Raw genomic sequence first — 26,079 nt, 5'->3', positions numbered from 1 at the left:
CAGTTGGCCTCGTCCCTGGTCACCAAATCGGTGACCTGTCCTGAGAGGTGCCTAGTGGCCGACTTGCTCTACGCCGTTCTGATGATCGGCATCTTCGTGGTTATCGCGCTGGCCCTGCGTGGCTTGGAGAAGCTGTGAGCGGCGCGGGCACCGTGGCCAACATCGTCGGCGGGCTGCTGGCGCTGGGCCTTCTCGTCTACCTGTTCGTCGCCTTGATCAGGCCGGAGAAATTCTGATGTCCGACACCGCGGCCGGGCTCATCCAGCTCGGTCTCCTCCTCGTCGCCCTCGCCGTGGTCTACAAACCTCTCGGCGACTACATGGCGCGCGTCTTCTCCACCGAGAAGCACCTGAAGCTCGAGAAGGGCCTCTACCGGCTCTTCCGCGTCAACCCGGACTCCGAGCAGCGGTGGCCGACCTACGCCGCCGGCGTGCTCGGCTTCTCGTTCGTCTCGGTCGTCCTGCTCTACCTGCTGCAACGGCTCCAGCCGATCCTGCCGTGGAGCCTCGGCCGCGGTTCGGTGAGTCCCGCCGTCGCGTTCAACACGGCGATCTCGTTCGTCACCAACACGAACTGGCAGTCCTACGTCCCCGAGACGACGATGGGCCACTTCGTGCAGATGGCCGGGCTCACCGTGCAGAACTTCCTGTCCGCGGGCGTCGGCCTGGCCGTCGCCATCGCGCTGACCCGCGGGTTCATCCGCTCGCGCACCGACCGGCTCGGCAATTTCTGGGTGGACCTCACCCGCGGCACCGTCCGCGTCCTGCTGCCGATGGCCTTCGTGTTCGCGCTCGTGCTGATCGCCCTTGGCGTCGTGCAGAGCCTCAAGGCGGGCGTCGCCGTCACCAACCCCGACGGCAGCCAGAGCACCATCGCGCTGGCCCCGGCGGCGAGCCAGGAGGCGATCAAGGAGCTCGGCACCAACGGCGGCGGCATCCTCAACGCCAACTCGGCCCACCCGTTCGAGAACCCCAACGCCTGGACGAACCTGATCGAGCTGTTCCTGATCCTGGTGATCCCGGTCAGCTTGACCCGCACGTTCGGCAGGCTCGTCGGCAAGAACAAGCAGGGCTACGTCCTGCTCGGCGTGATGGGCCTGCTCTGGGCCGCGTCGCTGGCCGTCATCTGGTTCTCCGAGGCCAGGGCGAGCAACCCGGCCGCGCTGGCCGCGGGAGCGAGCATGGAGGGCAAGGAACAGCGGTTCGGCATCTCGAGCACGTCGATCTTCGCCGACACCACCACCGGCACGTCCACGGGCGCGGTCAACGGCGCCCACGACAGCCTCTCCGGGCTCGGCGGCGGCGGTCCGTTGCTGAACATGCTCTACGGCGAGATCTCGCCGGGCGGCGTCGGCACCGGGCTCTACGGCATCCTCGTGATGGCGATCATCGCGATGTTCCTGGCCGGCCTGATGGTCGGGCGGACGCCGGAATATCTGGGCAAGAAGCTCGGCAAGCGCGAGGTCACCTGCGCGGCGATCTCGATGCTGGCCATGCCGACCGTGGTGCTCCTCGGCGCGGGCATCGCCCTGATGCTGCCGGACACGGCGGGCGCGCTCGGCAACAGCGGCGCGCACGGGCTGTCCGAAATCCTCTACGGCTACGCCTCGACCGGCAACAACAACGGCAGCGCGTTCGGCGGCCTGACCGCGACGAGCGACTGGTTCCAGTCGTCGTTCGGCGTCGCCATGGCGCTCGGCCGGTTCATCCCGATCGTCGCCGTGCTCTGCCTGGCCGGTTCCCTGGCCGCGCAGAGGAAGGTCCCCGAAACCGCGGGGACGCTGCCCACCACCGGGCCGCTGTTCGCCACCATGCTCACCGGCACGGTGGTGCTCGTCGCGGCCCTCACGTTCATCCCGGCGCTCGCGCTCGGGCCCATCGCGGAGGCACTCGCATGACCGTCACCGAAGAACGACCTCAGGTGACCCACGAAGAGCACACCGGTCGCGTCGGCGCGGGCGTGTTCAGCCCCCGCCAGCTCTGGACGTCGCTGCCCGACGCCTTCAAGAAGCTCAACCCGAAGCACCAGCTCGCCAACCCGGTGATGTTCGTGGTGTGGGTGGGCTCGGCGCTGACCACCGTCTTCGCGATCACCGACCCGAGCGTCTTCACCATCCTGATCGCGATCTGGCTGTGGTTCACGGTCATCTTCGCGAACCTCGCCGAAGCCGTCGCCGAAGGGCGCGGCAAGGCGCAGGCGGAAAGCCTGCGGCGGTCGAAGAAGGAGACCGTCGCGCGGCGGCTCACCGAGACCGGGGAGGAGCAGGTTCCAGGCGCCGAGCTGAAGGTCGGCGACCTCGTGGTCGTCGAGGCCGGCCAGGTGATCCCGGGTGACGGCGACGTCGTCGAAGGCATCGCGACCGTCGACGAGTCGGCCATCACCGGCGAGTCCGCGCCGGTCATCCGCGAGTCCGGCGGCGACCGCAGCGCCGTCACCGGTGGCACGACGGTGCTGAGCGACCGGGTCGTCGTGAAGATCACGACCAAGCCGGGCGAGTCCTTCGTGGACCGCATGATCGCGTTGGTGGAAGGCGCTTCCCGGCAGAAGACGCCGAACGAGATCGCGCTGACCATCCTGCTGGCCACGCTGACCATCATCTTCCTGCTCGCCGTCGTGGCGCTGCAGCCGATGGCCGGCTACTCCGGGTCCGAGCAGTCGGTGATCGTGCTGACGGCGTTGCTGGTCTGCCTGATCCCGACGACGATCGGCGCCCTGCTGAGCGCCATCGGCATCGCCGGGATGGACCGGCTGGTGCAGCGCAACGTCCTCGCGACGTCCGGCCGCGCGGTCGAGGCCGCGGGCGACGTCTCGACGCTGCTGCTCGACAAGACCGGCACGATCACCTTCGGCAACCGCCGGGCCACCGAGCTGATCCCGGTGGGATCCTCCACTCCGGACGAACTCGCGCGGGCCGCCCGGCTGGCCAGCCTCGCCGACGAAACCCCCGAAGGACGCAGCGTCGTCGAGCTCACCGAAGCCCACGCGGGTGACGACGTGCACGGCGAGTTCGTCCCCTTCACCGCGCAGACCCGGATGAGCGGGCTCGACGTCGGTGACCGGCGGATCCGCAAGGGCGCGGCGAGCGCCGTGCGCGCGTGGGTGCGCGACAACGGCGGGCAGTTCCCCGACGAGACCGAGCGGGTGGTCGACGAGATCAGCGCCCAGGGCGGCACCCCGCTGGTGGTCGCCGAGGACACCGTGGTGCGCGGCGTGATCCGGCTGTCCGACGTCGTCAAGCCCGGTATGAAGGAGCGCTTCAAGGAACTGCGGGCGATGGGCATCAAGACGGTGATGATCACCGGCGACAACCCGCTCACCGCCAAGGCCATCGCGGCGGACGCCGGCGTCGACGACTACCTCGCCGAGGCCAAGCCCGAAGACAAGATGGCGCTCATCAAGAAGGAGCAGGAGGGCGGCCGCCTGGTCGCGATGACCGGCGACGGCACCAACGACGCGCCCGCGCTCGCGCAGTCCGACGTCGGCGTCGCGATGAACACCGGCACGTCGGCCGCGAAGGAGGCCGGCAACATGGTCGACCTCGACAGCGACCCGACGAAGCTGATCGAGATCGTGGAGATCGGCAAGCAGCTGCTGATCACGCGCGGCGCGCTGACGACGTTCAGCGTGGCGAACGACCTCGCGAAGTACTTCGCGATCCTGCCGGCCATGTTCACCGGCATCTTCGCCCAGCTCGGCGCGCTGAACATCATGCACCTGGCCACCCCGAAGTCGGCGATCCTCTCCGCGGTCATCTTCAACGCGCTGATCATCGTCGTGCTGATCCCGCTGGCCCTGCGCGGCGTGCGGTACAAGCCGTCGTCGGCCTCGGCCCTGCTGCGCCGCAACCTGCTCGTCTACGGCCTCGGCGGTATCGTCAGCCCCTTCCTCGGGATCTGGCTGATCGACCTGCTCGTGCGCCTCATCCCTGGAATCGGGTGAACTCGTGAACACTCTCGTCAAGCAGACCTGGGCCGGCCTGCGCGTCCTCATCGTGCTGACCGTCCTGCTCGGGGTGATCTACCCCCTGGCCGTGTGGGCGATCGCCCGCATCCCCGGGCTGGAGGGCAACGCCGAAGGCTCGATCGTCACGCAGAACGGCCAGGCCGTCGGGTCGTCGCTGATCGGCGTCGACCCGGTGCCCGCCGACCCGGCGAAGGACCCGTGGTTCCACAACCGGCCCTCGGCCCTTGCGAAGGACGCGCTCGGCCCCGGCGACCCGTCGACGTCCGGCGCGTCCAACAAGGGCCCGTACAACGAGGACCTCGTGAAAACCATCGGCGAGCGCAAGGACGCCATCGCGAAGCGGGAAGGCGTGTCACCCGATCAGGTACCGCCGGACGCGGTGACGGCGTCCGGTTCCGGGCTCGACCCGGCGATCAGCGTCGCCTACGCCGACCTCCAGATCGCCCGGGTCGCCCGGGTGACGGGGTTGCCGGCGGACCGGGTGAAGCAACTCGTCGAGGCGAACACGTCGGGCGCCGGGATCGGTGTCCCCGGGGTGGATGTGCTCCAGCTCAACTTGGCCGTGCAAGGTGCGGCCGGAGGGGCACACTGACAGCGTGACCAGTACGAAGAAGCCGCGCCGGGGGGAGCTGAGGATCTACCTCGGCGCGGCTCCGGGCGTCGGCAAGACCTTCGCCATGCTCGGCGAGGCGCGGCGCCGGCTCGACCGCGGCACCGACGTCGTCGCCGGGCTCGTGGAGACGCACGGCCGTGAGAAGACCGCGGTCCTGCTCGAAGACCTCGAGATCGTGCCGCGCCGGCACGCCGTGCACCGCGGCCGCGCCTTCGAGGAGATGGACGTCGACGCCATCCTCGCCCGCGCGCCCGAGGTCGCCGTCGTCGACGAACTGGCGCACACCAACGTGCCGGGCTCGCGCAACGCCAAGCGCTGGCAGGACGTCGAGGAACTGTTGGATGCCGGCATCGACGTCCTGTCCACGGTCAACGTGCAGCACCTGCAGAGCCTCAACGACGTCGTCGAGCGCATCACCGGCGTCACCCAGCAGGAGACCGTGCCCGACGAGGTCGTCCGCCGCGCGGAGCAGCTGGAGCTGGTCGACATCACGCCCGAGGCGTTGCGGCGGCGCCTCGCGCACGGCAACGTCTACCCGGCCGAGCGGATCGACGCCGCGCTCGGCAACTACTTCCGCCCCGGCAACCTCACCGCGCTGCGCGAGCTGGCGCTGCTCTGGGTGGCCGACCAGGTCGACGTCGCGCTGCAGCGCTACCGCGCCGAGCAGCAGATCACCGACACGTGGGAGACGCGCGAACGCGTCGTCGTCTCCATCACCGGCGGCCCGGAGAGCGAGACGCTGATCCGCCGCGCCAGCCGGATCGCCACCCGCGCCGGCGCCGAGCTGCAGGTGCTGCACATCCTGCGTGGTGACGGCCTGTCCGGGCTCGGCCCGACCGCGATCGCCCGCTGCCGCACCTTGGCCGAGGAGGTCGGCGCGACGTTCCACACCGTCGTCGGCGACGACGTCCCGACCGCGCTGCTCGACTTCGCCCGCGGCGTCAACGCGACGCAGCTGGTGATCGGCACCTCGCGGCGGTCCCGCGTGGCGCGGCTGTTCGACGAGGGCATCGGCGCCACCGTGGTCAGCCGGTCCGGGCCGATCGACGTCCACATGGTCACCCACGCCGAGGCCGGCGGGCGGCTGCGGGCCCGGCTCGGCGCGAGCCCGCTGGGGCTCTCGCGGCTGGTCGCGGGCTGGGTGCTGAGCGTCGTGCTGCCGGTGCTGGTGACGGTCATCGGCCTGTTCGTGCCCGCCGGGCTCGACTTCGCCACGGACGTGATTTCGTACGTGCTGGCCACGGTCGTCGTCGCGCTGGTCGGCGGCCTGGGCCCGGCGCTGGTCGCGGCCGTGCTCGGCGCCGGGCTGCTCAACTTCTTCTTCACGCCGCCGCTGTACACGCTGAACGTGCACACGCCGCAGAACCTCGTGACGCTGATCGCGATGGTCGTGGTCGCGGTGCTGGTCGCGCTGGTCGTCGACGCGGCCGCGCGCCGGGCGACGCAGGCGGCGCGGGCGCGGACCGAGGCGGCGCTGCTCGCGTCCTACGCGCGGACGGTGCTGACCCACGCGAACCCGATCGAGCGGCTGCTGGAGAAGGTCCGCGAGAACTTCGCGCTGACTTCCGTGACGTTGCTGGAAAAGCGCGAAGGCGAGTGGCACGGCGTCGCGACGGCGGGGGAGCACCCGTGCGCCGACCCGGACGAGGCCGACGTCGACATCGCGGTCACCGCCGACGTCCACCTCACGTTGCGGGGGCGCGCGCTGCCGGCGGCCGACCGCCGGGTGCTGGAAGCCGTCGCGGGACAGGCGCTGCTTTCGCTGCGGCAGCAGCGCAGTGCCGACGCCGCGGCGAAAGCCGAGCGCAAGGCCGAGGCCACCGAGCTGCGCACGACGCTGCTTTCGGCGGTCGGGCACGACCTGCGGACGCCGCTGACGTCGATCAAGGCGTCCATCGGCAGCCTGCGCGCGCCCGACCTGCACCTGTCCGATGAGGACACCGCGGAACTGATGGAGGCCATCGAGCTGTCCGCCGACCGGCTGGCCGGCCTGATCGACAACCTGCTGGATTCATCGCGGCTGGCCACCGGCGCGGTGGTGCCGCACCTGCGTCCGGTGGGCTACGACGAGGTCGTCGCGCACGCGCTGTCCAATGTGGACTCCTCGGACGCAGTGGTCGTCGCGGTCGACGACCAGCTGCCGTCGGTGCTCGCGGATCCCGGGTTGCTGGAACGGGTGGTGGCGAACGTCCTCGACAACGCGCTGCGGCACGGCGGGGGCCGGGTGTCGGCCCGCGCGAGCGCGCACTCCGGCCACGTCGAGCTGCGGATCGTCGACCACGGCAAGGGACTGCGCAAGGGGACGGCGGATTCGGCGTTCGCGCCGTTCCAGCGGCTCGGCGGCGACCGGGACGCGACGCCCGGCGTCGGGCTCGGGCTGTCGGTGGCGAAGGGGTTCACCGAGGCGATGGGCGGCACGATCCGCGCCGAGGACACCCCGGGCGGCGGGCTCACGATCGTCGTCTCGCTGCCCGCGGAAAGTGTCATGTACCGGGAAGGGGTCCGATGAGCGACATCGCTGCCACCGTGCTGGTGGTGGACGACGAGCCGCAGATCGTGCGCGCGTTGCGGATCAACCTCACCGCGCGCGGCTACAAGGTGATCACCGCGCACGACGGCACCGCCGCGCTCAAGGCCGTCGCCGAGACGAAGCCCGACGTCGTCGTGCTCGACCTCGGCCTGCCCGACCTCGACGGCACCGAGGTGATCGCCGGCCTGCGCGGCTGGACGACGGTCCCGATCATCGTCCTGTCCGCCCGCGGCGACTCGGCCGACAAGGTCCAGGCCCTCGACGCGGGCGCGGACGACTACGTCACCAAGCCGTTCGGCATGGACGAGCTGCTCGCGCGCCTGCGCGCCGCGGTGCGCCGCTCGGCGGTCGCCGGCGCCGACGACGTGGACGCGGTGGTGGAGACGTCGTCGTTCAGCATCGACCTGGCGGCCAAGAAGGTCCGCCGCCACGACGGGGTCGAGGTCCACCTGACCAAGACCGAGTGGGGCGTGCTGGAGCTGCTGGTCCGCAACCGCGGCCGGCTGGTGGCGCAGAAGCAGCTGCTGCACGAGGTGTGGGGGCCGTCGTACGAGACGGAGTCCCACTACCTGCGGGTCTACCTGGCCCAGCTGCGGCGCAAGCTGGAGCCGGAACCCTCGCGGCCCCGCCACCTGCTGACCGAGCCGGGCATGGGCTACCGCTTCGAGGCCTGACGCCGAGGTCGTGAGGGCTCGGGAAAGGTGACCTCCGGCCGGCGCAGCGAGGCGAGCCGTGCGTGCGGCGGCGGGAAACCCCGAAGGCCACCGCCGCGGCGGTGGCCCTCGGGGACTTCGCGCTTACTTGGTCGTCGGCGACGTCCCGGTCGTGCTGATCGACGGCGCGCCCGACGAGCTGCCGCCGCCACCGGCCGGCGTGGTCGTGTCGGTCGGCGGGTCCGTCCGCGGTGACGTCGTCGTGGTCGGCGGCGGCGTGGTCGTGGTGGGCGGCGGCGGGGTCGTCTTCGGCGTCGTCGCCGGAGGCGCCGAGCTGTGCGGACCACCGCCCGGCGGGGGCGTGTACGGGGGCGGCGGGGCCTGGGTGACGACCGTGGTGGTCGTCTTGCCGTCCGGGCTGACCGACACCACCGTGGTCGGCGCGCTCGACGAGGGCGTGTCCGTCGGCGACGGCGGGCCGCCGAGGGTGGACGGGCCGCCCGGGGTCGGGGTGCCCGGGATCGTCTGGACACCCGCGGGCGAGGTGCCCTGGCCACCCGGGGCGCCGGTGCCGCCCGCGGTGGTCGCGGGGACCGGTCCGGCGAGCTCGGCGACGGCGGCGAACGCCGTCGCGACCACCAGGCCCGCGACCCCGAGCACGACGTACCCGGCGCGGTTCGGTTTGCTGCTCTTCGGCGGCGCGGTGGTGTCGATCCTGGTGATGCGTGAGCTCGAATCCGACCCGTCGGGGCGGGGCATAGAGGCTCCTAGAAGATCGGGGAAGCTTCGAAACCTGCGGCTCGAGGTCGTCAAACGATCACTGCTTGCCCGAGCGGGGGAACCCGGGAGGGCGACCTCGGCGGGGAGATTATCACCGTCAGTGCCGCATTCGCCCAGGTAGGGAGCCTGCGTGATCACTGTGCGCAGTCAAACTGTCCGGAAAGGATGAACGCGTGAGTGAGGGACAAACGAACACCAGGATGACGGCGTGGGTCCGCGGTCGAGTCCAGGGTGTCGGTTTCCGCTGGTGGACGCGCAGCCGTGCGCTCGAGCTCGGTCTCGTCGGCAGTGCCCGCAACATGCCCGACGGTCGTGTCGAGGTCATAGCGGAGGGTGATCGCGACCACTGTGAGCGGCTGTTGGCGGCCCTTCGGTCCGGCGAATCACCCGGAAGTGTGGAGACCGTCGTCGAGCGCTGGTCCGACCCGAAAGGGGGGCTCAGCGGGTTCTTCGAGCGGTAACTCGAGCCTTGGTACTTCCGGGGCGGGTGTGGCGCACGAGGTTGCCGATGCCGATCACGCTGTGCTAAGGCGCGCCGGAGAGGGGGCGCGTCCGGCGGTCCGAGGACACCCCCAGGTAGCCTGGGACGATTGAAACGCCCGTACCGGCAGCCAGAGGGGTCAGCACCCAGTGCACCTGAAAAGCCTGACGCTCAAGGGCTTCAAGTCCTTCGCCTCGGCCACCACGCTGCGCTTCGAGCCGGGCATCACCTGCGTGGTCGGCCCGAACGGCTCCGGCAAGTCGAACGTGCTGGACGCGCTGCGCTGGGTCATGGGCACCCAGGGCGCCAAGGACCTGCGCGGCGGCAAGATGGAGGACGTCATCTTCGCCGGCACCGCGGGCCGCGCCCCGCTCGGCCGCGCCGAGGTCACGCTGACCATCGACAACGCCGACGGCGCCCTCCCGATCGAGTACGGCGAGGTGTCGATCACCCGCCGGATGTTCCGCGACGGCGCCAGCGAGTACGAGATCAACGGCGACCGCTGCCGCCTGATGGACGTCCAGGAGCTGCTGTCGGACTCCGGTATCGGCCGCGAGATGCACGTCATCGTCGGGCAGGGCCAGCTCTCGGCGATCCTCGAGTCCAAGCCCGAAGAGCGCCGCGCCTTCATCGAAGAGGCCGCCGGCGTCCTCAAGCACCGCAAGCGCAAGGAACAGACCCTGCGCAAGCTGGCCAACATGCAGGGCAACCTCGACCGCCTCGGCGACCTCACCACCGAGCTGCGCCGCCAGCTCAAGCCGCTGGGCAAGCAGGCCGAGATCGCCCGCAAGGCCCAGTTCGTGCAGTCCGAGCTGCGCGACTCCCGCCTGCGCCTGCTCGCCGACGACCTGGTCACCCAGCGCGGTTCGATCGAGCGTGAAGAGGCCGACGAAAAGGTCGCGCGCCAGCGTCGCGCCGAGGTCGAGCAGACCCTCGAGATCGTCTCCGCCGAGGAGACCGAGCTGGAGTCGTCGCTCGCCGAGGACGCGCCGCTGCTGCAGACCGCCCAGGAGACCTGGTACAAGCTGTCCGCGCTGGCCGAGCGGCTGCGCGGCACCGTCCGCCTGGCCATCGAACGGCAGCGGCACCTCTCGGCCGACGTCGCCGCGCACACCGGCGGCCGCGACCCCGAAGAGCTGCTCGAAGAAGCCGAGCGCGTCGCCGAGCAGGAGGAAGAGCTCAACGAGGCCGTCATGGAGGCCCGGGAGCTGCTCGCCCAGACCGTGCTGCGGCGCGAAGACCTCGAACAGCGCGTCCAGGCCGCCGAGCGCGCGCACTGGGCCGCCGTCCGCGCCATCGCCGACCGCCGCGAGGGCATGGCCAAGCTGACCGGCCAGGTCGAGGCGCTGCGCAGCAAGAACGGCGCCACCACCGACGAGATCGACCGGCTCAGCGTCTCCATCGAAGAGTCCGCCGAGCGTGCCGAACTCGCCGTCGAGGAACTCGAAGAGGCCAAGGCCGAGGGCGGTGTCGAGGAGTCCGACGACTCCGGGCTGATGGCCCACCACGACCGCGCGGTCGAGGCCAACAACGCGGCCAAGGCGCGCGTCGAAGAGCTGGTCAAGGCCGAACGCACCGCCGAGCGCGAGATCGCGTCGGAGAAGGCCCGCGTCGAGGCGCTGTCCATGGGGCTCAAGCGCAAGGACGGCGCGGGCGCGCTGCTCGGCGCGTCCCACGAGCTGCCGGGCCTGCTCGGCTCGGTCGCCGCGCTGCTGACCGTCGAGCCCGGCCACGAGGTCGCGCTGGCCGCGGCGCTCGGCCCGGTGGCCGACGCGGTCGCCGTCAACGGCGGCGAAGACGCCCTGCGCGCGCTGAAGTACTTGAAGGACACGGACAACGGCCGCGCCGGCATCGTGCTCGGCGCGCCCGAGTCCACTGTGGACACCTACGCGTGGCCCGCGCTGCCGGACGGCGCGCGCTGGGCCCGCGAGGTCGTCTCCGCGCCGGCCCAGCTGCGGCCCGCCGTCGAGCAGGCGCTCGACAAGCTCGCCCTGGTCCGCGACCTCGAGTCGGCTCGGCACCTGGTCGCCGCGCACCCGGACGTCCGCGCGGTCACCGCCGAGGGTGACGTCTTCGGCGCCCGCTGGGCGATCGGCGGCTCCGGCGCCCGCGAGAGCGTGATCGAGGTCCAGGCCGCCGTCGACGAGGCCGGGGTGCGGTTGCGCACGGCCGAACGCCAGCTGGAGCAGTACGCGGCCGAGCTGGAAGGCGCCCGCGCCGAGCAGCAGGCCCGCCGTGAAGAGGTCTCCCAGGCCAAGGACGCCCTCGGCGACGCCAAGGTGCGCAAGGCCCGCTCCTCGGAGCGGCTCAACCGGCTGCAGCAGGCCGCCCGCGCCGCCCAGGCCGAGGTCGAACGCCTCACCGGGCAGCGCGCGAAGGTCGAACACAGCCGCATCCAGGCTCTCGCGCAGCTCGCCGAGCTGGAGGAACGGCTCGCCGCCGTCGCCGAGCAGCCCGTCGAGGACGACCCGGACACCGCCGAGCGCGACCAGGCCGTCGAAGAGCTGGCCGTCGTCCGGCAGGAGGAGATGGAGGCGCGGCTCGCGCAGCGCACCGCCGAGGAGCGGGCGCGCAGCATCGCGGGCCGGGCCGAAGGCCTCCGCCGCGCCGCGCACGCCGAGCAGCAGGCCCGGGAACGAGCCGAGCGCGCGGCCGCGGCCCGCAAGCACGGCGCGCGGATCGCCGACGCCGTCGTCAACGGCGGTGAGATCGCGCTCGAGCGCATCGAGCGCTCGGTCCAGCGCGCGGCCACCGAACGCGACCAGGTCCAGTCCCGGCGTCAGAGCCGCGAATCCGCGCTGACCGGCGTCCGCGCCAAGGTCCGCGAGCTCACCGGCGAGCTGGAGAAGCTGACCGACGCCGTCCACCGCGACGAGGTCCAGCGCGCCGAGCAGCGGCTGCGGCTGGAGACCCTGGAAGCCAAGATCGCCGAGGACTTCGGCATCGGCCTCACCGACCTGGTCCAGGAGTACGGCCCGGACGTCCCGGTGCCGCCGAGCGCGGGCGAGATGGCCGAGTACGAGGCGGCCAAGGACCGCGGCGAGGACGTCACCGCACCGCCGCCGATGCCGTTCGACCGCGACACCCAGGCCCGTCGCGCCAAGCGCGCCGAGAAGGACCTTTCCCTGCTGGGCAAGGTGAACCCGCTCGCCCTGGAGGAGTTCGCGGCGCTGGAGGAGCGGTACAAGTTTCTCTCCACGCAGCTCGAGGACCTCAAGGACACCCGCAAGGACCTCGAAGCGGTGATCAAGCAGGTCGACGAGAAGATCCTCGAGGTCTTCGCCGGCGCGTACGCGGACGTCGCCCGCGAGTTCGAGACGGTGTTCAGCGTGCTGTTCCCGGGCGGCGAGGGCCGGATGGTCCTCACCCAGCCGGACGACCTGCTCGCCACCGGCGTCGACGTCGAAGCGCGCCCGCCGGGCAAGAAGGTCAAGCGGCTGTCGCTGCTCTCGGGCGGCGAGAAGTCGCTGGTCGCGGTCGGCATGCTGGTCGCGATCTTCCGCGCGCGGCCCTCACCCTTCTACGTCATGGACGAGGTCGAGGCGGCGCTGGACGACACCAACATGCGCCGGCTCATCGGGCTGCTGGAGCAGCTGCGCGACTCGTCCCAGCTGATCATCATCACCCACCAGAAGCCGACGATGGAAATCGCCGACGCCCTCTACGGCGTGAGCATGCAGGGCGACGGCATCACGAAGGTGATCTCGCAGCGCCTGCGCACGGCCGACGACGAACCGGTCGCGGTCGGCTAGCGCTCAGCGCAGGTCGTCTTCGCGCGGCGCGGGCCGGTCTTCGCCGCGGACACGCGGCTCGTAGGTGCTCAGGTCGTTGCCGACGCGGCCGGCGTCGTCCAGCCGCGGCCGGCGCCCGCTGGGCCGGAGCATGCCGCCCTTGCCGCCGCGCTTGCGGTCGAGCCGGTCCACGACCAGGCCGATGACGAGCAGCACGGCCAGGACCACGCCGATACCGATGAAGAACCCCATGCGAAACCCCCTGTCCCCGCACCGAGTTCACGGTGGAGCGGGAACAGGGGGCCGCGTTGTCTTACTGGGCCACCCAGAAGGCGTAGTCGGCCGTGTAGTGGACCGCGGTCTGCGCGCCGTCCGTGCACGCCCCGGCCGGCGCGACGCCGCCGCGGGTGTTCAGGCGCTGGATGTAGGTGACCTTGCCGAACACCCCGGTGCCACTGTTGAGGTTCGCCTTGAGGAGCAGCTCCGGGATCGCGCCGTCACGCGGCGAGTTCGCCACCGCGGCCGCGCCGACCGTGCTTCCGTCCACAGTGGATGTCCATACCGGACCCTTGCTGTGGATGGCCACCGGCTGACCGTGTTTCGACAGCACGGCCGCGGGCTGGATCAGCGCCCAGGCGCCGTTCGTGCAGCCGTAGATCTGGACGCCGTCACCGGAGTACGTGGCGAGCGGCCGGTTGCCGTCCGGGACCTGGATCGCCACCGGGACCTTCGGGGTCGCCGTGGCGGCCGAAGCCGTCGCCGCGCCGCCGAGTGCCAGCGAGCCGACCGCGAGCGCAACCAAAATCCGTTTCATGTTCCCACCTTCGTATCCTCCCGCCGCTTCCCGGCGGGCTCCCGTTGACCAACACGGACGCCCGCCGGAACCGGTTCAGAAGAATCAGGGGGAAGTGACTTCTCGCTTGTCTTCGCCCACGGCGTTCGCCTCGGCCGCCTTCGGGTCGGGCGTGCGGTGCCGCAGTGAGAGCAACCCGCCGACGACCAGCGTGATCACCACGCCCAGCAGCGTGTACCAGGGATAAGCGAGCGCGACGCGGTCCCCGGCCGCCTTGCTGAAGTCGACGCCGATCAGGCCGCCGGTCTTCGCGCTGAACTTCAGGCCGAGGATCACGAACGCCATCACCAGGACCGTCGCGACGAACGCGATGATCGCGTCCACCTGCCGGGCCTTCTTGATCAGCAGGCCGAGCAGGAACGCCCCGAGCAGCGCGCCGTAGGTGTAGCCGGTGATCGCCAGGCCGAGCTCGATCACCGAGTTCTTCGTGGTGGAGAACAGCGACGCGAACACGGCGAACACGACGGCCCAGATCAGGGTCCACATGCGACCGTGCTTGAGCAGCTTCGAATCCTCGGGCGCCTTCTTGGTGAAGCGCTGGTAGAGGTCGGCCACCGTCGACGTCGAGAGCGCGTTGAGCGCCGACGCGAGCGCGCCCATGGTCGACGCGAGCACACCGGCGATGAGCAGGCCCGACACGCCGACCGGCAGGTCGTCGATGATGAACTTCGAGAACACGTCGTCCGGGCTCTGCAGGCCGAGCTGCGCGACCGACTTGCGGCCGTTGAACACCCACAGCATCGCCCCGACCAGCAGGAACAGCGCGAACTGGATCGTCACGATGATGCCGCTGCCGATCAGCGCCTTCTGGCCGTCGCGCAGGCTGCGCGTGGCCATCAGCCGCTGCGCGATCAGCTGGTCCGCGCCGTGCGAGGCCATCGACAGCGCCGCGCCGCCGAGCACCGCCGTCACGAAGGCGTACGGGCTGGTCAGCAGGTTCTTCGTGAAGTCGACGAGCATGAACTTGCCGTCCGCCGACGCCTGGGCCGTCCAATCACCCGGCAGCTTGTTCAGCAGCACGATCGCCGCCACCGCGGCGCCGCCCAGGTACAGGGTCAGCTGGATGACGTCGACCCAGACGACCGCCTTGATCCCGCCGATGTAGGCGTAGATCAGGGTCAGCGCGGTCAGGATCACCACGATCACCCAGTAGTCCAGGTGGATGTTGTAGTGCCCCAGGATCACCTTGATCGGGATCGCGCCGGCGAACAGCCGGACGCCCTCGGCGAGCAGCCTCGTGACCACGAACGTCACCGACGCTGTGCCCTGCAGCCCCGAACCGAACCGCTTGCCCAGGAAGGCGTACGCGCTCACGAGGTTGCCGCGGAAGTACCGCGGCAGCAGCACGAACGCGGCGATGACCCGGCCGATGATGTACCCGAAGGCCAGCTGCAGGAACAGGAACGCGTTGCCGAACACCAGGCCCGGCGTGCTGATCACGGTCAGCGTCGACGTCTCGGTGGCCACCACGGACAGCATCACCGCGCCCCACGGCAGGCTGCGCTCGCCGACGAAGTAGTCGGCGGCCGACCGTTGCTTCCGCCCGACCAGTACGCCTATCAGCGGCATCGCCGCCAGATAGACCACGATGATGGCCAGATCGACACCCCGCATGGACTTCTCCTACTCCTCATCCGGCCTTCTCCGCGACGCGCAACCGCGTCACGGCGCCCCCCAGCGGGGCAGGACGGGTCAAGGGCCCGGCACCCGGGACGAGCGCGCCGAGCAGACGCGGTCCCCGCGCACCGGTCGCCGACGGCACCGTACCGGGCACGCCGCACCAGGTGAGCCAGCCCAGCAGCGCCGTCAGGTACGCCTCTTTGCCGGCGCCCGGCAGGCCGAGGTCGTCGCTGGTCTTGAGCACGGCGGACGGCAGGTTCCGGGCCAGCGCCGTCATCAGCGCCGGGTTGGCGATGCCGCCGCCGGACGCGATCACCGTCGTCACGCCGTGGAGGTGGCACTGTTCGGCGACGGAGACGGCGGTGAGTTCGGTGAGTGTCGCGAGCAGGTCGGCCGCGGTGACCGGCGGCAGGCCGTCGAGGGCGGCGTCGAGGTAGGCCGCGTTGAAGTACTCCTTGCCGGTGGACTTCGGCGCCGGGGCGGCGAAGTACGGGTCGGCGAGCAGCCGTACGAGCAGATCGGGGCGCACCGAACCGCTCAGCGCGAGCCGCCCGTCGAGGTCGCTGCGGCTGCCGGTGACGCGGTGGGCGGCGAGGTCGAGCAGCGCGTTGGCGGGCCCGGTGTCGTAGGCGACCGCCGGTGCGCCCGCGGTGACGACGGTGATGTTCGCGATCCCGCCCAGGTTGAGCGCGGCGACCGGGCGGCCGGCGTCCTCGGCCAGGCCGCGCAGCCAGAGCTGGTCGAAGGTGCTGGCCAGGGGCGCGCCGTGGCCGCCCGCGGCGACGTCCCGGGCGCGCAGGTCGGCGAGCACCGGCAGCCCGGTGCGTTCGGCGATCCACGCGGGCTGGCCGAGCTGCAGGGTGCCGCGGACGCTGCCGTCCTCCACCCAGTGGAACACCGTCTGGCCCAGCGAGGCGACGATGTCGGCGGTGCCGCCGGCCAGCTCGACGGCCCCGCGCAGAGCGGCGTCGGCGAACGCCTGGCCGACGCCGGTGTCGAGCCGCGTCAGCTCGCCGGCGGTGCACGGGTTCGGCGGCAGCGCGGCGAGCAGACCCTCGCGCAGCGGCTCGGGGTAGGGGACGTCGAGCTCGCCGAGCGGCGTCAGCACCACGGTGTCCTCTTCGGCGTGCAGGTCGGCCGCGGCGACGTCGATGCCGTCGACCGACGTGCCGGAAATCAACCCGATCACCCGGAAGCCGTGACTGACGCGTTTCCCCATCCGGAGGGGTTTAGTGCAGCGTTGCCTGTGACGCAACCCACCTCGTGAAGTCTTGGCCCAATCGGGATGTACGTCGTTACGAATTGCCTGCGTGGACGGCGGGTCCGCGGTGATCGGCGGCGAATGAAAGGATGGTGCGGTGTCGAGCTCCTGGTTCCTGTTCGTAGTCCTCGCCGTCGTCGTGCTGGTCGCCTTGCTGGTGACCGGCCTGCTGATCGCGCGCAAGCGCCGCATCAGCCTGGACGCCCAGCGTGAGGTCGAGGCGAAACCGAAGGGGGGCAGCTACGCGGCCAGCGGGGGCATCGCGCTCGCGCCCGGCGGCGAGGCTCCCGAGGTCGGGGAGCCGGCCGAGCACCCCGTCGAGGACCGCCCGGAGACCGACGGCCAGCCCGCCGTCGGCGACGACGCCGCGGTCCCGCGCGACTCGGCCCAGCGCACGGTCCGCGACGTCACACTGCCGGACGTCACGCTGCCGGACGCCACGCTGCCGGACACCGAAGTCGTCGAGCCGGCGGCCGTCACCGAGGAGATCGACCCCGCGGCCGGCCGGCTGGAGCGGCTGCGCGGGCGGCTCACGAAGTCCCGGTCGATGTTCGGGCAGAGCCTGCTGGGCCTGCTCGGCGCCGGCGACCTCGACGAGGACTCCTGGCAGGACGTCGAGGACACGCTGCTGATGGCCGACCTGGGCGCGGCGACCACGAACCACATCGTCGAGCGGCTGCGCGACGAGCTGTCCCGGCGCGCGGTGCGGAACTCGGCCGAGGCCCGCGAGGTGCTGCACGAGGTGCTGACGGCGGAGCTGTCCACCGACGGCCACCGCGCGGTGCGCGCGCTGCCGCACACCGTCGACGGGCGGAAGCAGCCCGCGGTGGTGCTGGTCGCGGGCGTCAACGGCACGGGCAAGACGACGACCACGGGCAAGCTCGCGCGGGTGCTCGTCGCCCAGGGCGCCACAGTGGTGCTGGGCGCGGCGGACACGTTCCGCGCGGCGGCGGCCGACCAGCTGCAGACGTGGGCCGAACGGGTCGGCGCGGAGGTCGTGCGCGGCAAGGAGGGCGCGGACCCGGCGGCGGTCGCGTTCGACGCGGTGAAGCGCGGCGTGGACACGGGCGTGGACGCGGTCCTGATCGACACGGCGGGCCGCCTGCACACCAAGACCGGTCTGATGGACGAGCTGGGCAAGGTCAAGCGCGTCGTCGAGAAGCAGGCGAAGGTCGACGAGGTCCTGCTGGTCCTGGACGCGACCACGGGCCAGAACGGCCTGATGCAGGCGCGGGTGTTCGCCGAGGTCATCGACGTCACGGGCATCGTGCTGACCAAGCTGGACGGCACGGCCAAGGGCGGCATCGTGTTCCAGGTCCAGCGCGAGCTGGGCGTCCCGGTCAAGCTGGTCGGGCTGGGCGAGGGGCCGGACGACCTGGCGCCCTTCGAGCCGGGCGCCTTCGTGGACGCCCTGCTCGGCTAGACGATGGGCAGTCCGGTCGACCGGTGGTAAAGGGTCCGGCCTCGCCGAACTCGGGGCCCGCGGCGTCAGGCGGCGGCGGCAGAAACGCGCCGGTGCCGTCCGGCTTGCGCAGCCCCACTTCTCCAGCAGCCGGGCGAGTGACAAGCCACGAGACCGCCGCTTGCTACGGCTAAAGCCGTGACGGCGGCAGCCGGAACAGCGGCGTGCCGTCCGCCTTGCGCAGCCCCAGCTGCAGCAGCATCGGCGCCGTCGGGTGGTGGGCCGGGATCACGAGGGGCGACGTCTTGCGGGCGGTGACCGTCAGCCGGGACCAGCCGATGCCCTGCAGCGTCTGACCGGATCGCTTGCGCGCCGACGGGTCGACGATCATCGCCGCGCCGAAGTAGTCGCCGCCCGGCAGGTTCACGCGCGTCGTGTGGCCGAGCATGACCGAGAAGACCGTGCCCGTGCGGCTGCCGTCTTCCTGCAGGGTGAGGATCACCGGCGTGCGGGTCCGGATCGTCAGCTGGTGCCGCACGGAGATCTCGACCGTCCCCGGCACCGAGCCGCCCGGGCGTGGCGGCCAGGCGGGCGGCAGCGGCGGCCCGGCGAGCGCGCGATCGACGAGCCGGTCGAGCAGATTCGAAGCGGCGCCCTGAGCGAGCCAGGCAAGCGCGCCGCCGGTATGGGAGTCCATGCCGTCCTTCCGCGGAAAATCGGATGACGGGCGGGTGCGCGCCGACGCAGAATCCGGGTATGCCCGGTTGACGCGCTTCCGCTCGTGCCCCTCCTCGTGACAGACGTCCCAAAGCCGTCATTCACCACGAGAGAGGACCGAAGCATGCCCATCATCCACGGTGCGCGGGTACTTTTGCGTACCATTTCGGCAAAAGACCGCGCCCGCGTCCGCGAAATCCTCGCCACACCGGAGGTCGCCCGCTGGTGGGGCGACGCGGCCCACGAGGTCGACGGCCTGTACGAGGTCGAAGCCGGCTACACCTGCTACGTGATCGAACTGGACGGCCTGGTCGTCGGGATCATCCAGAGCTGCGAGGAACTGGACCCGCAGTACCACCACGCCGGGATCGACATCTCCGTGCACCCGGACTTCCACGGCCGCGGCGTCGGCACGGACGCGATCCGCGCGCTGGGCCGCCACCTGCTGGACAGCGGCCACCATCGCCTGACCATCGACCCCGCGGCGTCGAACGCGACGGCGATCCGGGTCTACACGAAGCTGGGTTTCCGCCCGGTGGGCTTGCTGCGCCAGTACGAGCGCGCCCCGGACGGCACCTGGCACGACGGTCTGTTGATGGACCTGCTGGCGGGAGAGCTCACACGGTGACCGTGGCCTGGGACAGGCTCGCGCCCAGCGCGTCCGCCACCCGCTGCACCGCCGGGGCGATGTGCGCCACCGCCTCGGCGGTCAGCCGGCCCGACGGCCCGGACACCGACACCGCCGCGGGCACCGGCGCGCCCGGGACCGCCACCGCCACGCAGCGAACCCCCAGCTCCTGCTCCGCCTCGTCCAGCGCGTACCCCTGCGAAGCGATGCGCGAAAGCTCGACGGCCAGCGCGTCCGCGTCGGTGAAGGTGTGCTCGGTGTACGCGGGCATCCCGGTCCGCTCCAGGAGTGAGCGCACGTCGGCGGCCGGCAGGTGCGCCAGCATCGCCTTGCCGACGCCGGTGCCGTGCGGCAGCAGCCGCCGGCCGACCTCGGTGAACATCCGCATCGAGTGCTTCGAGGGCACCTGGGCCACGTAGACGACCTCGTCGCGCTCCAGGACCGCCAGGTTCGCCGTCTCGCCGACCTCCTCGACCAGTTCCGCCAGCAGCGGCCGCGCCCAGGCGCCGAACTGCATGCTCGCGTTCTCGCCGAGCCGGATCAGCCGCGCGCCCAGCGCGTACCGGCGGTTGGTGTTCTGCCGGACGTACCCCAGGTCGACCAGGGTGCGGATGAGCCGGTGGATCGTCGGCATCGGCAGCCCGGACAGCGTCGCGAGCTCGGACAGGCTGGCCTCACCGCCGGTGTCCGCGAGGTGTTCCAGCAGCTCGAAGGCACGCTGCAGGGACTGGACGCCGCCATCGCGCCCGTTCTTCTCCGCTGCCACCGGTGGTCCTCCTTACGTCTGCGTTGAGCTTCCGCTATGCAGAAACTATAGTCCGGCTGGTAGAAAACCGTAGGGCCGTTATCCAAAGATCCGAACCCTCGAGGTGTTCCGCATGTCTTCTGAAGTCCAGGTGCTGGGCGACCCGGTCGAGCGTGGCGACGAGATCCTGACGCCGGAGGCGCTCGCCTTCCTCGCCGGCCTGCACGACGCCTTCGCCGGCCGCCGCGACGAGCTGCTGCAGGCGCGTGGCAAGCGTCGCGAGGAGGCCCGCACCACCGGCAAGCTGGATTTCCTGCCGGAGACCAAGGAGATCCGCGAGGGCGACTGGAAGGTCGCCGAGGCGCCGGCCGCGCTGCGCGACCGCCGCGTCGAGATCACCGGGCCGACCGACCGCAAGATGACCATCAACGCGCTCAACTCCGGCGCGAAGGTGTGGCTGGCCGACCTCGAAGACGCGAACACCCCGCACTGGGCGAACGTCGTGTCCGGCCAGGTCAACCTGTACGACGCCGTCCGCGAGGACATCACGCTGGAAAGCGGCGGCAAGAGCTACGCGCTGAAGGACGACGTCGAGCACGCGACGATCGTGGTCCGCCCGCGCGGCTGGCACCTCGACGAGCGCGGCCTGTCCTTCGGCGGGCGCCAGGCCGTCGGCGCGCTGGTCGACTTCGGCCTGCACTTCTTCCACAACGCGAAGGAGTCGCTCAGCCGCGGCAAGGGCCCGTACTACTACCTCCCGAAGATGGAGAGCCACCTCGAAGCGCGGCTCTGGAACGACGTCTTCACCCACGCCGAGAAGTCGCTGGGCATCGAGCACGGCACCGTCCGCGCGACCGTGCTGATCGAGACCATCCCGGCCGCGTTCGAGATGGAGGAGATCCTCTACGAGCTGCGCGAGCACGCCTCGGGTCTCAACGCGGGCCGCTGGGACTACCTGTTCAGCATGATCAAGTACTTCCGCGACGCGGGGGAGAAGTTCGTGCTGCCGGACCGCAACTCCGTCACCATGACCGCGCCGTTCATGCGCGCCTACACCGAGCTTCTCGTGCGCACCTGCCACAAGCGCGGCGCGTTCGCGATCGGCGGCATGGCCGCGTTCATCCCGAACCGCAACGACCCGGACGTCACCAAGGCCGCGCTCGACAAGGTCCGCGCCGACAAGAGCCGCGAGGCCGGCGACGGCTTCGACGGCTCCTGGGTGGCGCACCCCGGCATGGTCGACATCTGCCGCGAGGAGTTCGACAAGGTCCTCGGCGACCGGCCGAACCAGCTGGAGCGCAGGCGCGACGAGGACTGGGATCTCTCTGCCACCGCCGACCAGCTGCTCGACGTCGCCTCGACGCCGGGTGGCGCGACGGCGGCCGGCCTGCGCGCGGCGGTGGACGTCGGCATCCGCTACATCTCGTCCTGGCTGTCCGGCAATGGCGCGGCGGCGATCCACAACCTGATGGAAGACGCGGCGACGGCGGAGATCTCGCGGTCGCAGGTCTGGCAGTGGGTCAAGAACGGGACCACGTTGGACACCGGCGACGTCGTGACGTCCGAGCTGGTGCGCGGCGTCCTGGCCGAGGTCCGCGGCGAGCTGGCCGCGGAGATCAAGCCGGAGCAGCTGGAGCCGGCCGTCGAGCTGTTCGAGCAGGTCGCGCTGGCCGACGGCTTCCCGGACTTCCTGACGCTGCCCGCGTACGAGCGGATCAAGTAGTGCGGCTTTCCCAGGACGTCTACGACGCCGCCGACGCGCGCCTGGCCGAGGCCGACGCGCGCGTCGCGGCGTTGTACCCGGGGGAGCTGCCGGGGCGCCAGCCGGTGCACACGGTGTACGTCCCGGCGTCGTCGTACCGGACGCGGCTGGTCGCGGACTGGGGCAAGCAGGCCATGCGGGTCTTCGTCGAGCACGAAGACCTGCTGGGCCTGGACGCCGACGTCTACGAGCGCGTCCGCGCCAAGCTGCTCACCGAGCCGATCGAGGACCTGCGGATCGACTTCGAGGACGGCTTCGGCCGCGTCCCGGACGACGTCGAGGACGCGGCCGCGCGGGCGGCCGGGCAGACCCTCGCGACCACGGGCGGCACGCCGTTCGTGGGCATCCGGTTCAAGAGCTTCGAAGCTTTGACGCGCCACCGTGGGATCCGCACCCTGGACCTGTTCCTGGGCAGCTTGCTGGAGAACGGTCCGCTGCCGCCCGGATTCGTCGTCACGCTGCCGAAGGTGACCGCGGTCGATCAGGTCTCGGTGGCCGCGGAGGTGTTGTCCCGCCTGGAATCCGCGTACGACCTGCCGGAGCGGTCCTTGCGCTTCGAGGTCCAGATCGAGACGGCCCAGTCCATTGTGGACGCCGACGGCACGCTGGCGGTGGCCCGCATCGTGCACGCCGCGGCCGGCCGGTGTTCGGGCCTGCACTACGGCACGTACGACTACAGCGCCGGGCTCGGCATCGCGGCGGCGTACCAGAGCATGGAGCACCCGGCGGCAGACCTGGCCAAGCAGCTGATGCAGGTCTCGGCGGCCGGCACCGGCGTCCGGCTTTCGGACGGCTCGACCAACCGCCTCCCGATCGGCGACGCGCTCCCTTCGGCCTGGGCCGAGCACCTGCGCCTGGTCCGCAGATCCTTGGAACGCGGCTTCTACCAGGGCTGGGACCTGCACGCCCACCAGCTGCCGACGCGCTTCGCGGCGACGTACACGTTCTACCGCGAGGGTTTCCCGGCGGCGGTCGAGCGCCTGCGCGCGTACGCGGAAAAGACGTCCGGGGGAGTCCTGGACGAACCGGCGACGGCCCAGGCCCTGGCGGTGTACCTGCTGCGCGGCCTGGACTGTGGCGCGCTGGACGAAGGCGAGCTGCCGTTCGGCCGGCCGGAGCTGGAGAAGTACGCGCTCCGGCTCGCCTGAGGGTCGTGAGTGTTCAGGGCGGTTCTAACCGCCCTGAACACTCACGAGCCGTGAAGCCGGGCGCGGTCGGCGGCAGATCGTCCCGCGTCCCAGCCGTCGAGGTCGCGGACCGTCACCGACTTGCCCACCACCTCCGGGAAGAGCTGCGTGAACGCCGCCTTCACCTTCACCTCGTGGGACGCCAGCACCGGCAGCAGCCGGTCCGCGTCGGGCGAGTCCGCGAGCGTCGCCTCAGCCGCCTTCCCGAGCCGCTCGCCGATCCGCGTCGCGTAGGAGACCAGGAACGACTGCCGGAACGCCCGTGACCGCCCCGCCGGATCGGCGATCATCGCGCGCGTCGCCTGGACCAGCAGCGACGTCGTCAGCAGCGCGACGGCGTCCAGATCGTTCTCGTCGCCGACGACGGTGACGAACCCCCAGCGCGGGTCGAAGACGGCCTGGCAGCGGTTCGCCGTCGCGACCACGTGGACCAGCAGCGACTTGGCGTCGAGGTACGGCGTGTCGAGCCAAAGCCTGCGCGAGGCCGGGATGTCGGGCACCGCAGTCTCGACCAGCACGCGGTCGAGCGCGTACCGGGTCATCAGCTCCTGCGCCTTCGCGGACAGCGCCTCGGCCTCCTCCGGGAAGGAGCTCGACTCGGCCTTGGCCAGCAACGCGCGGACCCGGCCCAGCTGCTTCTCGTCGACGGTGTGGTGAGCCGTCGGCCGGTAGGGCGTCCCCGGCGCGGGCAGAACGGGATTCAGCGCCGGCATCGAGACCAGCAGCCCGAGGGCTTCGACGACAGTCGTCACCGCCTCGGCGGGGGTCAGGATGTGCTTCGCCGCCCACTGCGTGAAGTGCGGCTCGGACGTCGACCACCAGCCGGCGGCGCCGACGTCGTCGAGCTGCTCCCGCCAACCGGGGTGCAGGGTCGCGAACTGCCCGGCGTAACCGGCGAGCGTGTCGAGCACGTACGGGACGGCGAACTCGTCGACCCGCCGCCGGGCCGCCTGGTCGAGGTCCTCGGGCAGCCAGCCGTTCCGGCAGACCCGGGTGATCGCCCGCCGGCCGGCGAGATCCGCGCCCCGCGCGAGTTCCGGTGGCGGTTCGAAGCCGTTCGCGAGCCTCTTCGCGCACGCCTTGGCCGCGCCGGGGATGCCCCGCGCGACGTCGTAGGCCGCGGCGAGCAGGACGTCGCCGAACTCCTCGGCCGTCCGGGGCGCCGGGGTGTCCTCGGCGGAGGCCGCCGCCCGGCGCTTCTGCTTGCCCATGGTCCCGAGTCTCCCGGTAGCCGCTCAGCGCAGCTTCGGCAGGGCGTCCCGGGCCGCGTGGCTCAACCGGCGCAGATCGTCGGCGAAGCGCTCCCGATGTTCTTCCGGCAACGGCGAAAAGAAGTGCCGCTCGATGTTCGCCACGTGCACCCGGCTCGCGCGCACCGTCGTCCGCTCACCCAGCTCGGTCAGGCGGACCAGCCGGCCCCGCCGGTCGTGCGGGGCGGCCGTGCGGGTCACCAGTCCGAGGGCCTCCATCCGGTCGACCAGCCGGGTCGCGCCGCCGGTGGTGAGCACCTGCTCCTGGGCGATCGAGCGCATCGTCCGGCCGTCGTCACCCGCGCGTCCGACGATCAGCAGCACTTCGTACATCAGGTGGGTGATCCCGCATTCCTTCTCCAGCGCACGTCCGAGCAGGTATTCGAGCCGGTTGGCCGCGCCTTGGAGCCGCCCGAAGGCCAGCACGCGGGGGTCGTGCCCCGCCTGCCGCGCCGACGTGATTTCGTCGCTCATCCCGTGGGGTCTCCCGTGCGCAACGCCAGGTAGACGTCGAGCTGGTCGGTGAACTCGGTCAGGTCCGCGCCGAGCAGCTCGCCCGCGCGGCCGATGCGGTAGCGCAGGGTGTTGACGTGCACGTGCAGCGCCTTCGCCGCCCGGGTCGGCGATCCCGAGCACTCGAGGAACACCCGCACCGTGTGCACCAGGTCCGTGTGCTGCTCGGCGTCGTAGTCCAGCAGCGGCCCGAGGACCCGCCGCCGCAGCGCGGCCCGCAGCCCGTCGGGTGTTCCGGCGAGCAGCAGCTGGTGGACGCCGATTTCCGCACCCGGCACCACGACGACTCGCCCCGGGCGCCGAGAAGCCGCGGCCAGTGCGTAGGCCGCGACCTCGCGCGCTTCGCCCAGCGGCCCGGCGTCGCTCACCCCGCAGACGATCCGGCGCGCCGCCAGCAACGGTTCCACTGTGGACAGAGCCGTGGCGGCGTCGGCCGGCCACTGCGTGGTCACGGCGTACGTCGTCTCATCGCCGGGCTCGATGAGCGTCGCGGCCGGCAGCAGTTCCCGCAGGACGTCCTGGCTCTCGTCGCTGCCTTCGGTCCGAAGCGCGACGACGCGCACGTCGCCGGTCAACTCGGCTTCAGGCGGCTTCGCCCGCGCCCGGGTGACGCCGACGAGCCCCGCCAGCTCCTCGGTCAGCTCGGTCTGCGCGGTGCTCAGCGGCCCGCCGACGGCGATCAGCCACGGCACGGCGTTCCGGCCCTCCACCGGCGTCAGCGTCAGCGGCCCCGCCGTGTCCTGTTTCGCCGCGAACCGCTGGACGACGTCTTCGACCGGCATCGGCAGCGGCGCCGTCCCGGCGATCACCCGGCCCAGCGTCGAGAGCACCCAGCAGGGCAGCCCGAGTTCGGCCGACGCGCGGTCCAGCAGGGTCTCGACCGGCGCGTCCGCGGCGGCCAGCAAACGTTTGCGGGAGCTGTCGGACGCGGCGGCCAGCGCCAGCACCACCTGCTCGGTGACCACCGAGAACGACAGGTCGACCGGGACTTCGAGGAGCGGGATCCGGTGCCGTTCGCAGGCGTCGACGACGTCGTCCGGGATGCCGTCGGAGTCGGCGCCGGACGCGGCCAGCGCCGCCGCGCCGGAGCGGGCCAGCGCGGCCACGAACGGCTCGGCGTCACCCGGTCCACGCCACCAGAGCAAGCCCGAAAGCACCAGCTCGCCCGCCGACAAGTACCGTCCGGGGTCGGGCAGCTCCGTGACGTAGATGCGCGTCACCGGCCGGTCGAGCAGGTCGGCGGCGGCCCGCGGGCGCAGGCGCAACCCCGGCAGGTCCAGCAGAGTCTTCACGGTCGTCATCAGGCTTGTAGGAAAGCACAAACGCGCGGGGTTCCGCTCGTGTGCGTTTCATGGTCCGTGCCGTTGCCGCCCCCGCCCGGTTGGGCGTC

Annotated in this window: 22 protein-coding genes; 12 read left to right on the top strand and 10 right to left on the bottom strand. The window is 71.5% G+C overall.

Annotated elements, in window-relative coordinates; all coding sequences use genetic code 11:
- Positions 1-134: 134 nt before the first annotated feature.
- From kdpF to OG494_RS26960, 6 genes are read left to right on the top strand one after another with little or no spacing between them, the layout of a single operon-like run.
- The gene (kdpF, locus tag OG494_RS26985) at positions 135-236 is read left to right on the top strand and encodes a K(+)-transporting ATPase subunit F (protein WP_328443292.1); all 102 of its coding nucleotides are present in this window, start codon (positions 135-137) and stop codon (positions 234-236) included.
- A complete protein-coding gene (gene kdpA / locus OG494_RS26980; RefSeq protein WP_328443291.1) occupies positions 236-1,897 on the top strand; it encodes a potassium-transporting ATPase subunit KdpA in 1,662 nt (553 codons plus the stop codon). The genes kdpF and kdpA overlap by 1 nt, the downstream gene beginning before the upstream one ends.
- A complete protein-coding gene (kdpB, locus tag OG494_RS26975) occupies positions 1,894-3,939 on the top strand; it encodes a potassium-transporting ATPase subunit KdpB (RefSeq protein ID WP_328443290.1) in 2,046 nt (681 codons plus the stop codon). Before kdpA ends, kdpB begins: the two co-directional genes overlap by 4 nt.
- Positions 3,940-3,943: 4 nt before the next feature.
- Positions 3,944-4,555: a potassium-transporting ATPase subunit C gene (locus OG494_RS26970; RefSeq protein ID WP_328443289.1), complete on the top strand. Its 612-nt coding sequence runs from the start codon at positions 3,944-3,946 to the stop codon at positions 4,553-4,555.
- Positions 4,503-7,085, top strand: coding sequence for a DUF4118 domain-containing protein (locus tag OG494_RS26965; protein WP_442874283.1), 2,583 nt, complete (start codon positions 4,503-4,505; stop codon positions 7,083-7,085). The genes OG494_RS26970 and OG494_RS26965 overlap by 53 nt, the downstream gene beginning before the upstream one ends.
- Positions 7,082-7,780, top strand: a complete 699-nt coding sequence (locus tag OG494_RS26960) for a response regulator (protein WP_328443287.1) — start codon at positions 7,082-7,084, stop codon at positions 7,778-7,780. Before OG494_RS26965 ends, OG494_RS26960 begins: the two co-directional genes overlap by 4 nt.
- A gap of 123 nt (positions 7,781-7,903) precedes the next feature.
- Here OG494_RS26960 and OG494_RS26955 read toward each other — a convergent pair whose 3' ends face one another.
- Entirely contained in the window at positions 7,904-8,518 is a 615-nt protein-coding gene (locus OG494_RS26955; protein ID WP_328443286.1) for a hypothetical protein, read from the bottom strand.
- A gap of 221 nt (positions 8,519-8,739) precedes the next feature.
- Here OG494_RS26955 and OG494_RS26950 point away from each other — a divergent pair, with 221 nt between their 5' ends.
- On the top strand, positions 8,740-9,000 hold the full coding sequence (locus OG494_RS26950) for an acylphosphatase (RefSeq protein ID WP_328443285.1): 261 nt from the start codon (positions 8,740-8,742) through the stop codon (positions 8,998-9,000).
- 169 nt (positions 9,001-9,169) lie between these two features.
- On the top strand, positions 9,170-12,772 hold the full coding sequence (gene smc / locus OG494_RS26945) for a chromosome segregation protein SMC (protein ID WP_328443284.1): 3,603 nt from the start codon (positions 9,170-9,172) through the stop codon (positions 12,770-12,772).
- A 3-nt stretch (positions 12,773-12,775) separates the two neighbouring features.
- On the opposite strand, the gene OG494_RS26940 is transcribed toward smc, so the two are convergent.
- From OG494_RS26940 to OG494_RS26925, 4 genes are all read right to left on the bottom strand, one after another.
- The gene (locus OG494_RS26940; protein ID WP_328443283.1) at positions 12,776-13,003 is read right to left on the bottom strand and encodes a hypothetical protein; all 228 of its coding nucleotides are present in this window, start codon (positions 13,001-13,003) and stop codon (positions 12,776-12,778) included.
- A gap of 61 nt (positions 13,004-13,064) precedes the next feature.
- Positions 13,065-13,565: a DUF3455 domain-containing protein gene (locus OG494_RS26935; RefSeq protein ID WP_328443282.1), complete on the bottom strand. Its 501-nt coding sequence runs from the start codon at positions 13,563-13,565 to the stop codon at positions 13,065-13,067.
- Positions 13,566-13,649: 84 nt separating this feature from the next.
- Positions 13,650-15,218: a sodium:solute symporter gene (locus OG494_RS26930; RefSeq protein ID WP_328443281.1), complete on the bottom strand. Its 1,569-nt coding sequence runs from the start codon at positions 15,216-15,218 to the stop codon at positions 13,650-13,652.
- Between the two features lie 16 nt (positions 15,219-15,234).
- Complete coding sequence (locus tag OG494_RS26925) at positions 15,235-16,443, bottom strand: anhydro-N-acetylmuramic acid kinase (RefSeq protein WP_328443280.1); 1,209 nt, start codon at positions 16,441-16,443, stop codon at positions 15,235-15,237.
- A 139-nt stretch (positions 16,444-16,582) separates the two neighbouring features.
- On the opposite strand from OG494_RS26925, the gene ftsY reads away from it, so the two are divergent.
- Complete coding sequence (ftsY, locus tag OG494_RS26920; protein ID WP_328443279.1) at positions 16,583-17,908, top strand: signal recognition particle-docking protein FtsY; 1,326 nt, start codon at positions 16,583-16,585, stop codon at positions 17,906-17,908.
- Positions 17,909-18,077: 169 nt separating this feature from the next.
- Here the strand turns inward: ftsY and OG494_RS26915 are convergent, their stop codons facing one another.
- Positions 18,078-18,584, bottom strand: a complete 507-nt coding sequence (locus OG494_RS26915) for a hypothetical protein (RefSeq protein WP_328443278.1) — start codon at positions 18,582-18,584, stop codon at positions 18,078-18,080.
- A gap of 144 nt (positions 18,585-18,728) precedes the next feature.
- Here OG494_RS26915 and OG494_RS26910 point away from each other — a divergent pair, with 144 nt between their 5' ends.
- A complete protein-coding gene (locus tag OG494_RS26910; RefSeq protein WP_328443277.1) occupies positions 18,729-19,232 on the top strand; it encodes a GNAT family N-acetyltransferase in 504 nt (167 codons plus the stop codon).
- Here the strand turns inward: OG494_RS26910 and OG494_RS26905 are convergent.
- Entirely contained in the window at positions 19,222-19,998 is a 777-nt protein-coding gene (locus OG494_RS26905; RefSeq protein WP_328443276.1) for an IclR family transcriptional regulator, read from the bottom strand. The genes OG494_RS26910 and OG494_RS26905 overlap by 11 nt on opposite strands.
- A 112-nt stretch (positions 19,999-20,110) precedes the next feature.
- Here OG494_RS26905 and aceB point away from each other — a divergent pair, with 112 nt between their 5' ends.
- On the top strand, positions 20,111-21,700 hold the full coding sequence (aceB, locus tag OG494_RS26900) for a malate synthase A (protein ID WP_328443275.1): 1,590 nt from the start codon (positions 20,111-20,113) through the stop codon (positions 21,698-21,700).
- Complete coding sequence (locus OG494_RS26895; RefSeq protein WP_328443274.1) at positions 21,700-22,887, top strand: DUF6986 family protein; 1,188 nt, start codon at positions 21,700-21,702, stop codon at positions 22,885-22,887. Before aceB ends, OG494_RS26895 begins: the two co-directional genes overlap by 1 nt.
- A 41-nt stretch (positions 22,888-22,928) precedes the next feature.
- Here OG494_RS26895 and OG494_RS26890 read toward each other — a convergent pair whose 3' ends face one another.
- The 3 genes from OG494_RS26890 to OG494_RS26880 are packed head-to-tail and all read right to left on the bottom strand — an operon-like array spanning position 22,929 to position 25,990.
- Positions 22,929-24,137, bottom strand: a complete 1,209-nt coding sequence (locus tag OG494_RS26890) for a DUF2786 domain-containing protein (RefSeq protein WP_328443273.1) — start codon at positions 24,135-24,137, stop codon at positions 22,929-22,931.
- Between the two features lie 24 nt (positions 24,138-24,161).
- Entirely contained in the window at positions 24,162-24,650 is a 489-nt protein-coding gene (locus OG494_RS26885) for a MarR family winged helix-turn-helix transcriptional regulator (protein ID WP_328443272.1), read from the bottom strand.
- Positions 24,647-25,990, bottom strand: coding sequence for a PucR family transcriptional regulator (locus OG494_RS26880; protein WP_328443271.1), 1,344 nt, complete (start codon positions 25,988-25,990; stop codon positions 24,647-24,649). Before OG494_RS26880 ends, OG494_RS26885 begins: the two co-directional genes overlap by 4 nt.
- Positions 25,991-26,079: the final 89 nt, after the last annotated feature.

Origin of the sequence: Amycolatopsis sp. NBC_00438 (assembly GCF_036026695.1) — a bacterium.
Taxonomy (GTDB): domain Bacteria; phylum Actinomycetota; class Actinomycetes; order Mycobacteriales; family Pseudonocardiaceae; genus Amycolatopsis.
This window is presented reverse-complemented; position numbering and strand designations above follow the sequence as displayed.